The 10,960-nt window shown below is 48.5% G+C and carries 11 protein-coding genes; 3 read left to right on the forward strand and 8 right to left on the reverse strand.

The window, feature by feature from the left end:
• From GRP75_RS13195 to GRP75_RS13205, 3 genes are all read right to left on the reverse strand, one after another.
• The coding region (locus GRP75_RS13195) for an ABC transporter permease (RefSeq protein WP_202404123.1) at positions 1-686 on the reverse strand (686 nt) is incomplete at its 3' end.
• 4 nt (positions 687-690) lie between these two features.
• A complete protein-coding gene (locus tag GRP75_RS13200) occupies positions 691-1,485 on the reverse strand; it encodes an ABC transporter permease (RefSeq protein ID WP_160789524.1) in 795 nt (264 codons plus the stop codon).
• Positions 1,478-2,518: an ABC transporter ATP-binding protein gene (locus GRP75_RS13205; protein ID WP_160789525.1), complete on the reverse strand. Its 1,041-nt coding sequence runs from the start codon at positions 2,516-2,518 to the stop codon at positions 1,478-1,480. The genes GRP75_RS13200 and GRP75_RS13205 overlap by 8 nt, the downstream gene beginning before the upstream one ends.
• A gap of 103 nt (positions 2,519-2,621) precedes the next feature.
• Here GRP75_RS13205 and GRP75_RS13210 point away from each other — a divergent pair, with 103 nt between their 5' ends.
• The 3 genes from GRP75_RS13210 to GRP75_RS13220 all read left to right on the forward strand — a co-directional run bounded on the left by GRP75_RS13210 (position 2,622) and on the right by GRP75_RS13220 (position 6,310).
• Positions 2,622-3,743, forward strand: a complete 1,122-nt coding sequence (locus tag GRP75_RS13210) for an LCP family protein (protein ID WP_160789526.1) — start codon at positions 2,622-2,624, stop codon at positions 3,741-3,743.
• Positions 3,744-3,826: 83 nt separating this feature from the next.
• Positions 3,827-5,143: a glutamate-1-semialdehyde 2,1-aminomutase gene (locus GRP75_RS13215; protein ID WP_269465967.1), complete on the forward strand. Its 1,317-nt coding sequence runs from the start codon at positions 3,827-3,829 to the stop codon at positions 5,141-5,143.
• A 207-nt stretch (positions 5,144-5,350) separates the two neighbouring features.
• Positions 5,351-6,310, forward strand: coding sequence for a DMT family transporter (locus tag GRP75_RS13220; protein ID WP_160789527.1), 960 nt, complete (start codon positions 5,351-5,353; stop codon positions 6,308-6,310).
• A gap of 94 nt (positions 6,311-6,404) precedes the next feature.
• On the opposite strand, the gene GRP75_RS13225 is transcribed toward GRP75_RS13220, so the two are convergent.
• The 5 genes from GRP75_RS13225 to GRP75_RS13245 all read right to left on the reverse strand — a co-directional run bounded on the left by GRP75_RS13225 (position 6,405) and on the right by GRP75_RS13245 (position 10,958).
• Positions 6,405-6,818: a sensory rhodopsin transducer gene (locus GRP75_RS13225; protein ID WP_023987019.1), complete on the reverse strand. Its 414-nt coding sequence runs from the start codon at positions 6,816-6,818 to the stop codon at positions 6,405-6,407.
• Positions 6,819-6,871: 53 nt separating this feature from the next.
• On the reverse strand, positions 6,872-7,906 hold the full coding sequence (locus GRP75_RS13230) for a glycoside hydrolase family 88/105 protein (protein ID WP_023987018.1): 1,035 nt from the start codon (positions 7,904-7,906) through the stop codon (positions 6,872-6,874).
• 72 nt (positions 7,907-7,978) lie between these two features.
• Positions 7,979-9,091, reverse strand: coding sequence for a rhamnogalacturonan acetylesterase (locus GRP75_RS13235; RefSeq protein WP_160789528.1), 1,113 nt, complete (start codon positions 9,089-9,091; stop codon positions 7,979-7,981).
• A gap of 113 nt (positions 9,092-9,204) precedes the next feature.
• On the reverse strand, positions 9,205-10,044 hold the full coding sequence (locus GRP75_RS13240) for a carbohydrate ABC transporter permease (RefSeq protein WP_023987016.1): 840 nt from the start codon (positions 10,042-10,044) through the stop codon (positions 9,205-9,207).
• Between the two features lie 5 nt (positions 10,045-10,049).
• Positions 10,050-10,958 (reverse strand): carbohydrate ABC transporter permease, encoded by a 909-nt coding sequence (locus GRP75_RS13245; protein ID WP_023987015.1) that lies wholly within the window; start codon positions 10,956-10,958, stop codon positions 10,050-10,052.
• Positions 10,959-10,960: the final 2 nt, after the last annotated feature.

Below are 10,960 nucleotides of genomic sequence, written 5' to 3' on the forward strand. Positions count from 1 at the left end.
CGCATATCCTCTCGGTGAAGGAACAGGGAGGCTGGATATACGCCAACAAAAGCAAAAGGCAGTATCCAAGTCAGCACAACCTGAATGGCACGGTTATAGATCGTTACTGGATAACGTCCGTAGCCCTGAATATTGTACATGAGCGGGATAATTCCTGTAGGCGCATCCGAAAAAAACGAAAGGGATGTCAATATGGTGTATATGCCCGTATAGATCGCCACGGCACTTAGGCTCAAAATGATCAGCGCCGGTACGAACCACCACTCCATAGCCAAGTCCATCTGTGCCCCGCTGATCCCCATGATAATCAGGCCAATCACAGAACCCACCAGCGCAGGCGGATCCACATTTTCAAGGAAAATCTGGAACAGATTATACGCGGGACGGGTCATTACCCGGTCGAGTTCACCTTTCACGATGTAACGCTCGCTAAAGTTCCAAAGATTTACAAAACAACTGAATAGTCCGTATGGAACCATGAAAAATCCATAAACGAACACGACTTCATTTTCACTCCAGCCGCCCAAACTGTCTGTATGCATAAAAATAACCAGGATAAAAATAAGATTTGTGGCCTGAAACAGCAGGTCTGAAATAACTTCTACCCAAAAGTCGGCTCGATAGGTGAGCCGTGACTTCATGTAATTTTTTAAATATTCGCTAATGAGACCCAAATAGTACATCATCGGCTTACCCTCCCTGCACGAACAGACGTCTGCGCGCCAGTCGCCAAATGATGATCATCGGCACGAGCAGAACGACCAGCCAAATGATTTGGATACCCAGTACATTCCAGATGCCAACGCCTTTTACACGTCCCGTAAATACAGAGCCCGGCAAATAGGTAATCGCCTGAAACGGCATCCATTGGGCGATCGTCCCCAGCCAGCCTGGAAACAAACTGATTGGCAAAATCAACCCAGAAAACAGATCTACAACTACGCGCTTCATACGCATCATGCCCTCATTATTTTCGATAAAAAAGGCCGTTAACCCCGTAATAATATTGATCTGAGTGTTGATCAGAAAGCTGAAAAACAGCATGACCAGAAAACCAACCCAGGCTACCGGGTCACTGGGGAGCGTCACCGGAAACAGCAGCATAGCAATCGCCATGCCTGGAATCATAAACAGCAGAAAACGGAACATTCCCTCACCGAGTCCTTCCATAAATTTAACAAGTACATAGTTATAAGGTCGGATCATCTGAATTGCGATGCTTCCATCACGAATATCCGTCGAGATTTCACGATCCAGATTGTTAAAATAAAAGGCTCTCGCCATCCACGATACTGCAACATACGTCGTCATCTGAGCAGCGGTAAAACCTCCAATGCTACCCGCATCGCCATATATCGCTTTGTATGTGAAATAATACACGCCAATATTCATGGAATAAATAAGGATTCCTGAATAGTAGTTCACACGATACGCAAGCATCGTGAGAAATCGGATACGAATAAAATCGGTGTATACGCTAAGCATGAACTTTGGCCTCCACTACCGGATTGCCCTGGCGTTCCGCCGAGCCAGACTGATAGATACTGCGGACGATATCATCCGTGTTGGTTTCAATGATTTTGATATCCGTAATGTCCGTGCGACCGACTACGCTTGCGAGCACATCCGATACATTAATATGAAGAGGAATCCATACCTTGGCAGCCAAATCGTTATCCGCCGTCCAAGCCAGTGGCATATCAGCAGTCCATGCCTGTAATTGCTCCAGTTGGGTCGGTGTGCCGAACTGAAACCGTACTTCTCGACCTGTACCCCAACGTGTCTTCAGATCCTCCAGACCACCATCATAGATGATATTCCCATCATCCAGCATAATGACGCGCGAGCACAGCGCTTCAATATCCTGCAAATCATGGGTTGTCAGCAAAATAGTCGTACCATAATCCCGGTTCATGTCCTTTAGAAACTCGCGGATTTCGGACTTTACCATAATATCGAGGCCAATGGTCGGCTCGTCCAGAAAAACAATGGACGGATTGTGCAGCAAGGCTGCTACTAACTCACAGCGCATCCGTTGCCCGAGACTAAGCTTGCGTACCGGGCGGCTTAGCAGATCCTGCAATTGCAGTCTCTCTACCAGCTCATCCAGCCTGCGTTTGAAGTCCGTGGCCGGAACCTGATATACTTTCCGCAGTAGTTGAAAAGACTCGATCACACCGATGTCCCACCAAAGCTGGCTGCGCTGACCGAAAACAACACCAATGTTGCCTACAAATTTCTCGCGTTCCTCATAGGGGACATAACCGCCCACCTTGAGATGTCCCGATGTCGGCACGAGAATGCCTGTCAGCATCTTAATCGTGGTGGACTTTCCGGCGCCGTTCTCACCGATATAACCGCATATTTCTCCTTGCGGAATACGGAAGGATATATCTTTGACCGCGGCTACCTCGTTGTATTCGCGGGCGAATAAATCAAGGAAGGCACCTTTTAAGCCCTCGCGATTTTTTTGAACCTTAAATGTTTTGCGCAGATCCTGCACATCAATTGCCAGCATGTTATACCTCTCAATCAGGATTTATAAAATCCATAGTTAAATTGATTGTGCTCCAAAAAGAAATTATAATGTAATGAACTGAAAAGCGAAAGGGAGAGCATCCATGACAAGCAGAACCAAAAGGACGATATGGTCGGTTCTAGCCGTGGTAATCGTCGCGATTGTCGGCTTTGCCGTGTACTATTTTACATCCATTTATAATCAGCTGGATAATCTGCATAAAGAGGGCGCTAACTCCCCCTTCAAAAATGTAAAGCAGGTCGATCAGGTTCGTACGCCAGAACCGCCCAAGTGGGAAGGTACCGATATGGTTAACATTTTGCTGATGGGTGTCGATGGGCGCGGTATCCAGAAAGGGGAAGTTCCCCGATCAGACAGCATGATGGTCGTATCGCTGGACCCCGTCAAGAAAAAAATCCACCTGTTCTCTATTTTGCGTGATACGTACGTGGATATTCCCGGCTATGGAAAAAATCGAATTAACACCGCCATTACTCACGGACCCAACACAGCCATGAAGACGGCTGGCGATCTGTTAGGCATCCCGGTGCAATATTATGTGTACACGGATTTCCAGGGCTTTATCAAACTGGTGGATGCCGTAGGCGGGATTGATTTTGAAGTGGAAAAGGATATGCATTATACAAGTAATGCGGATAAACATCAGTACGATATTGATTTGAAAAAGGGCATGCAGCATCTAGATGGCAACACGGCGCTTCAATATGTGCGGTTCCGCCACGATGCAATGTCCGACTTCTCCCGATCAGGACGGCAACGCGCATTTTTGGAGGCAATAGCCCAGAAAATGCAGACCACGACTTCCATCGCTAACTTGCCAAATATTTTAGAGCAGGTTAACCCGTTCATTGACACGAATCTCAGTGTTAACGATATGTGGAAGCTGGCAAATGTGGGGTACCAAAGCAACTTTGCAGGCAGCGAACAGGTTCCACCGATGAAGATGCTCGGAGAAGAGAATGTGGGCGGCGCGGCAGTTCTTACTGTCCGCGATCCGGAAGAACTGAAAACGTATGTGCAGGATATATTTAATAATCCACCCGTACAAATACAGGAACAAAATAAGGATCAGAATGAAACGAAACAGCCAGACAGTGCATCGTCTACCAAGAAGGATAAAGCTTCTTTTACAGGGGGCAGTAAAACCAGTAATGAGGATGCTTCCACACAATCAACAACAAAGACAGGACAAAAAGAGCTATAATGATGTATGCAGGGGCAGCCGTGAACGCTGCCCTTTGGCGTGTGTATACCCTATTTTAATGAACGGAAAGGAAGTTTTTGATGATGAAACGGGAAAACTCCGAAGCACTATATAAAGAAGCCCTGGAGCATATTGTCGGGGGCGTTAACAGCCCTTCACGCTCCTTTAAAGCTGTGGGCGGCGGCGCTCCAGTATTCATGAAACGCGCTAAAGGTGCTCATTTCTGGGATGAGGATGATAATCGGTATATCGACTATTTGGCGGCTTATGGCCCTATTATTACTGGACATGCCCATCCCCATATTACTAAGGCTATCAGCGAAGCGGCCGCGAACGGCGTATTGTACGGAACCTCAACGGTATTGGAAATCAAACTGGCCAAGATGCTGAAAGAAGCAATTCCTTCTATGGACAAGGTCCGGTTTGTGAATTCTGGCACAGAAGCGGTTATGACAACGATTCGTGTTGCACGGGCCTATACTGGGCGGAACAAGATCATCAAATTTGCCGGCTGCTACCACGGTCACTCGGATCTGGTACTTGTTGCAGCAGGCTCCGGTCCTTCCACACTGGGCATACCGGACAGTGCAGGCATTACGACCAACATTGCGAGCGAGGTTATTACCGTACCATTCAATGATCTCGACGCATTACGCCAAGCCTTGGAGCGTTGGAGCGACGATGTGGCGGCAGTCATGGTCGAACCCATTGTCGGTAATTTCGGCATGGTCATGCCGCAACCCGGTTATTTGGAAGGGTTGTGCTCCATGGCGCGTGCGAACGGCTCACTCGTCATTTATGACGAGGTCATTACCGCATTCCGATTCCACTTCGGTTCCACCCAAACGTATGCAGGTTTGGACAACCATGATGCGATTCAGCCAGATTTGACCGCGCTGGGCAAAATCATGGGCGGTGGTCTGCCGATTGGTGCCTACGGCGGCAGCAAGCACATCATGGAGCAGGTTGCCCCACTCGGCCCAGCTTATCAGGCGGGTACGATGGCGGGCAACCCGGCGTCCATCTCGTCAGGCATCGCCTGCCTTGAAGTCCTTCAAGGGGAAGGCGTGTATGAAGAGATGGAACGTCTGGCTGTGAGGCTGACGGACGGTATCCAGTCCTCTGCCGAACGCTACGGCGTGCCATTGACGATCAACCGAATTCGTGGAGCGTTCTCGACGCATTTCTGTGATCATCCGATCACGAATTACGCGCAGGCGCAGGATACGGATAGCGAAGCGTTTGCATCCTTCTTCCGTCATATGCTGGATCGCGGTATTCATCTGGCACCATCCAAGTACGAAGCCTGGTTTCTCACAACAGCGCATACGGACGAAGATGTGGATGCTACGCTGGAAGCGGCGGACGATTCGTTCCGGGCGATGTCACAAGGTAAGTAAAACAAGCAGTAAGTGATAGAATATGAATAGGATAAGAGCTGGAAGTAGTCTTAGGGATGGGTATCCGACCTCTGGGACTTCGTTCCGGCTTTTTTTCATTTCACAACTGTACCCGTACAGTTGCAGATTTTATGGATTGTATCAGGTTATGCCATCCGGGTATATTGAGAGAACCACAGGTTAAGGTCATTATTACGGAGGTTTATTATGAACAGTCGTTCTAGAAATGGAGCCGCCTATCTGGCAGCTCTCAGCTATGCAGCTATACTTGGATTTTCATTTTTATTTGTAAAATTGACAGTCACAGAGGCGAGCCCGCTGGATGTGATCGCCCACCGCTTTGCGCTGTCTTTTATCGCTTTGACCATTCCCGTGTTGCTCGGTTGGTTCAAGATCAACATCAAGATGCGTGACATTCTGCGCATTTTACCACTGGCGCTGCTCTCGCCATTAGTGTATTTTCCACTGCAAGCCTTCGGGCTGATGAGCACTTCTTCATCGGAAGGTGGAATTATCCAAGCAACGGTTCCCATCTTTACGCTGCTGTTAGCTTCCTATTTTATTAAAGAGCGTACAACGGTAGTCCAGAAGATTTCCTTACTGCTCTCTGTCTTTGGCGTGGTTTTTATATTTGTGATGAAAAGCGGAGCACCGCTAGCATCCAATAGCTATGGCGGTATTCTTCTGCTCGTGCTCTCTGCGATATGCCTATCCGGCTATAACGTACTGGCACGACCATTAACACAAAAGTACAACCCAATGGAATTGACCTACGTTACCTCTATTTTGGGATGTATCGTTTTTAACGTGGTGGCACTGGGATATCATGCCATAGACGGCTCCATGAGCGCCTATACCGCTCCACTGGTGAAGCCTGGTTATTGGATGGCACTGATTTATCTGGGCATTCTGTCTACCCTCGTCACCTCGCTGTTATCGAGCTTTGCCTTGAAGTGGATCGAAGCCTCCAAAATGAGTGTGATCGGCAATTTATCCACCCTCATTTCCATGATTGCCGGTGCTTACATTTTGAAGGAGCAGCTCGCCTACTATCACATTATTGGGGCTGTGATGATCATTATCGGCGTGTTAGGTACCAATTTCGGAGGGCGAAAAAACTTCATGCCAATCAAAACAACTTCGGCAAAATCACAAAAAACGGGCTAAAAATAGACACTCATTTGCCTGCAAAAAAAGAAATCTCCAAGCTGCGCAATTCCAGCCGAGAGATTTCTTTTTTCATTTCTTAGTCTTCGTCGCATTAGATAGGGTACGCCATGACACTCATTAACGCCAATTCCGGCTGTGTCGTGTCCAATCTGCTATATTGTACGATTATGGGCACATCGCTAGTGACCGTAATTGCGTAAGGAATACCTACCGGAATCTGCTCGCCGGATTTCTCCAACGAGGCTGTTCGGATATGACGGGTTCGTCTTCCTTCCACCACCTCGATCAATCCCTCCAATGGCTCGCGGTCTTCAAAATAGATGTCTATACTCAGATTTGCCACACGGCTCCCACAATTCAGCACGCATATACTCTCATGACTGAGCAGCTCACCCCGGCTTTCCGGTGGAATATACCCATCGGGGATGACCCAGAATAGGCTGCCTCGCGGCTGATTAGCTACTTTTTCATGAGAAAGCTCCTGAGAAAGTTCAGTATCTCCCATGCTATCGGCCTCCTTTGACCTATGAATACTTTCGTTTCCCTATGTCCCTTCTTCTAGCCGTACGGATTCTCCTTGGTACGCAACAGTTGGGCCAGAAAAGCAAGCGCCAATCCCTGACCCCATCCCTGAATGCGTTTATATGGAACGTTTCGATAGCCGTCAATATCGTTCATCACAGCAGTTCCCGCGGATACACCCGTTACTGTGCCGTCGTCCTTAATGCGGGAAAGAATACCTTCGATCGCCTTTTGGGTGTATTTGTTAAACAATCTTCCTTGCATAAGCAAGGCGGTCGCAATTCCTGCCGAGCCCGAGGTTTCCAGATAAGAGGTATCATCGTTCAGCACCGTATGCCACAGCCCTTCTGGGGATTGCAGCCGCACCAGTGCATTGAGCTGGTCACGCAGCGAGCCGTCGATGATCATATAAGATGGATGCTGCACCTCCACAAGTTTCAGCGCTTTTGCCATCGTGAGGGCTGCCCATGAATTGCCGCGCGCCCAATATATTCCTGACATCCGGCTTTGATTCGCATGATCCCATCCGTGATAATACAGATTCGTATCCGGGTCCTGCAAAAATTCTTCATGCCCGTGATATTGACGAATTCCATCTTCCCAATACTCCTTGTTGCCTAACAGATGACCGATGCGCAGCAAATAATAACCGGCCATAAACATCGTATCCACCCATGCTTGCTGCGGAAATACATCATGAAGTGAATTCACCGTATGCTGGAAAATACCGTCGGCAAACCGCTCCGCTTTTTTGGCCAAAAATTCCGCCATCTCGATGGCAATATCAAGGTATTTTTGCTCACCTGTGGCCTGATAAAGCGTCAACAAACAGTGCCCGACAGAAACGCCGTTCACCGAGAGAGATGGAAGCCCATCCTCGATATTTTCGTCAACCCATTCTTTCAGCTTGGTCAGATACTTTTCGTTCCCTGTCGCTTCATACGCTTCGCATACTCCGTAAAAGGCTACTCCGCCCGGCCAATCCCAGCTGTAGTGCATTTGAAAGGTGCGTTCTACTACCCGGTCGATCACCTGCTTAACTTGTTCTTCATCAAAAATCAATGCAGGCATTTCCACGTCTCCCCCTTTGGTAAGTTTCACGTGAGTTACCTCCTTGACGCCCGTACATGAAAAGGTCGTCCTTCAACGTAAATACATGCGTAGCGGTTGCAAATCCAGTTCCTTCACAGCATCCACCACCATGTCTGCAATACGAACCGCGCCATTCTCATGAAAATGCGTGTTATCCTCTAAGCCGCCGGAAAAGTTCATGTATTCACCAGGCAGCAACCACATAAAAAGCTCTTTACTCTCTTCGGGACCCAGCTGCTCATATAACTCCTGCGTACGGGCAGACAAATCAATCAGCGGTACATTCGCTTCTTCCGCCAGCTCACGAACCGCTGTTACATAGTCACCATGTGTGTCAGATAGCGTACCATCCTCGCTAAAATAGCGACGATGTACGGGCGTGACCAGTACCGGGGTTGCCCCATGGCTTCTTGCGCCGTCGATATAGAGGCGAAGATGCTCCTTGTAGGTTGTAAAAGGCTCTGTAGCCCGCTCCGGATCAGGCTTCTGATCATTATGACCGAACTGGATGAACAGGAAATCTCCTGCCTTTATTTCGCCCAAAATGACACCCAGCCGTCCTTCGTCCATGAAGCTTTTGGAGCTTCGCCCCGATACGGCATGATTATCCACGCAGACATCATGCTTGAACAAGGCGGGCAAAGCCTGACCCCAGCCTGTATACGGATAGCCGGATGCGTTCTGATCCGTAACCGTGGAATCTCCGGCTAGGAATAGCCGGAGGGTCTGTGGCGCTGGTGCAATCTCCAGCGCATTGAGCCTTGGCGCGGTGCCTGATACGGTGAGGCGCAGTTTGCCACCCCAGACAGGCACCGCAAACAGTGCTTCGGTGAACTGCCCTGGCAGCGTGTGCACTGGGGGAAGCATGTGCTTGCCTTCACCAGCCTTGAGTCGCGTGAGCGTTTCCGCCTGCGAATCGCCGACCAGTATAGTGACAAGATACAGCCCGTCTGGCACATCTACAACAAATGCAGCGTTTAGTGGAATACAAAAGCTGCTTCGCAGCCGCGTGCGTGCATCCTTGGCTGCACTCTGCCTTTTCCGACCGTACACATGCTCCGTAGTCTCAAAGCCATAGCCCTGTTCAGTTGTATATAAGCAATCCGAAGACACTCCCTTGTAGCCATCCGCAGGCTCCCCCGGACCAAAATCAAACTTCCACAATTTACTCACCTCTCAGCCATCGCCCTCAAATCCCGTCCATTCAATCGTACAAACCCGGATGCCTTCCATTTCCACTCGTAAGCTTCATGTCCTCACGCTATGGTTTTTGGATCTTACCCCTTCAAACCACTCGTACTCATTCCTTCTACAATTTGTTTCTGGAATGCGAAGAATACAGCGATAACTGGAAGCAGGCTTAGGATAGACATCGCGAACATTCCTCCCCAGTTGGAAGCCGACTCGCTGTCGAGGAACATCTTGAGTGCAATAGATACGGTATATTTCTCTGGCGAATTCAGATACAGTACCGGACCAAGCAAATCCTCCCACTTCCAGTAGAAAGAGAAGATTGCCGCTGTAGCCAACGACGATTTAAGTAAGGGTAAAATAATTCTGAAATACAGCCGGAACTTGCCGCATCCGTCAATCGTCGCCGCCTCATCCAACTCTGCTGGAATCGTCCGTATAAACTGCACCATCAGAAAGATGAAGAACGGCATCCCGAAGAAGGAGGGTACCACTAACGGTAAGATCGTATTGATCCAACCGAGCTTGGTGAAAATAATATATTGCGGTACCAGTACCACATCCCCTGGTAGCATAAGCGTCACCATCATCAAAGCAAACCACAAGTTACGCCCTTTGAATTTCAAGCGTGCGAAGCCAAATGCGATCAATGAGGAGGAAAGCACAGCTCCAATCGTTGAAATCACCACGATCGTGAGCGAGTTCAGAATGTACGTGCCAAAGTTGTAGCCAGTCGTCCCTTTCCAACCTGTTACATAGTTTTGCCAGATCCATTCTGTAGGGAAAAGCGAGGATGCCGTGACGAATATCGTCCGACTTTCTTTAAACGAGCTGAACAGCATCCAAAAAACGGGATACAGCATCAGGAGCGCCAGTGCAGCAACCAGTATGTGATAAATTGGCCATTTGACCGTTTTCCATGCCATCAGTATCAGCGCCCCTTTTCCGTTTCATAAAATACCCAGTATCTGGAGGTTATAAATAAAATCGCTGTCAGTATCCCAATCATAATGAGCATGACCCAAGCCATGGCTGCCGCATATCCCATATTGCTGAACATAAACGCCTGCCGGAACAGATACAGTGAATGCAGCATCGTTCCATCCATCGGGCCTCCTTCGCCCTTAGAAATAACATAAGCCGGGACGAAGGTCATAAAGGCGCTGATCGTCTGCATAATCAGATTAAATAGAATAATGGGGCTAAGCAACGGCAGCGTAATACTGAAAAATTTTCGTACTGGCTTAGCACCATCTACACTGGACGCCTCGTACAATTCAACAGGAATGTTCTTCAAACCTGCCAGAAAAATCAGCATAGAGGAGCCAAATTGCCATACGGACAGGGTGATCAGCATCGTAAGCGAAGCATCCGGATCACCAAACCATTTCACCGGGGTCGCCCCTAGAGTCGAAAGCAGGCTGTTCACTATGCCGTTATTACTGAAAATGTTCCGCCACATAATCGATACCGCAACGCTACCTCCGATAATGGATGGCAGATAGTACATCGTCCGATAGGTGCCGACCATGCGCGATTTGGTATTCAAAATCATAGCCACAAACAGCGCGAAAATCAGTCGCAACGGTACACCGACCAATACATACGTAAACGTGACCCTGATCGAATTCCAGTATTTCGGGTCGCCTGTGAACATCTTTTCGAAGTTACCCAGACCAATCCATTTGGGCGGGGTGAACAGGTTGTAGGTGGTAAAGGACAGATACAGCGAAATAAACATTGGAATTAACGTAAACGCCAGAAAGCCCACAATAAAAGGGCTGATAAACGCATATCCGGTCATATTGGCTTTCAAGCTCTGATGATTTCGCAAGCTCATCA

It is taken from the genome of Paenibacillus sp. OT2-17 (genome assembly GCF_009827695.1).
GTDB classification, from domain to species: domain Bacteria; phylum Bacillota; class Bacilli; order Paenibacillales; family Paenibacillaceae; genus Paenibacillus; species Paenibacillus polymyxa_B.

Excerpts from the sequence above, each read along its gene's own strand:
- GRP75_RS13200 (WP_160789524.1), bottom strand. The coding sequence starts at position 1,485 with ATGCTTAGCGTATACACCGATTTTATTCGTATCCGATTTCTCACGATG.
- GRP75_RS13240 (WP_023987016.1), bottom strand. The coding sequence starts at position 10,044 with ATGGCATGGAAAACGGTCAAATGGCCAATTTATCACATACTGGTTGCT.
- GRP75_RS13245 (WP_023987015.1), bottom strand. The coding sequence starts at position 10,958 with ATGAGCTTGCGAAATCATCAGAGCTTGAAAGCCAATATGACCGGATAT.
- GRP75_RS13205 (WP_160789525.1), bottom strand. The coding sequence starts at position 2,518 with ATGCTGGCAATTGATGTGCAGGATCTGCGCAAAACATTTAAGGTTCAA.
- GRP75_RS13215 (WP_269465967.1), top strand. The coding sequence starts at position 3,827 with ATGAAACGGGAAAACTCCGAAGCACTATATAAAGAAGCCCTGGAGCAT.
- GRP75_RS13225 (WP_023987019.1), bottom strand. The coding sequence starts at position 6,818 with ATGGGAGATACTGAACTTTCTCAGGAGCTTTCTCATGAAAAAGTAGCT.
- GRP75_RS13230 (WP_023987018.1), bottom strand. The coding sequence starts at position 7,906 with ATGCCTGCATTGATTTTTGATGAAGAACAAGTTAAGCAGGTGATCGAC.
- GRP75_RS13220 (WP_160789527.1), top strand. The coding sequence starts at position 5,351 with ATGAACAGTCGTTCTAGAAATGGAGCCGCCTATCTGGCAGCTCTCAGC.
- GRP75_RS13210 (WP_160789526.1), top strand. The coding sequence starts at position 2,622 with ATGACAAGCAGAACCAAAAGGACGATATGGTCGGTTCTAGCCGTGGTA.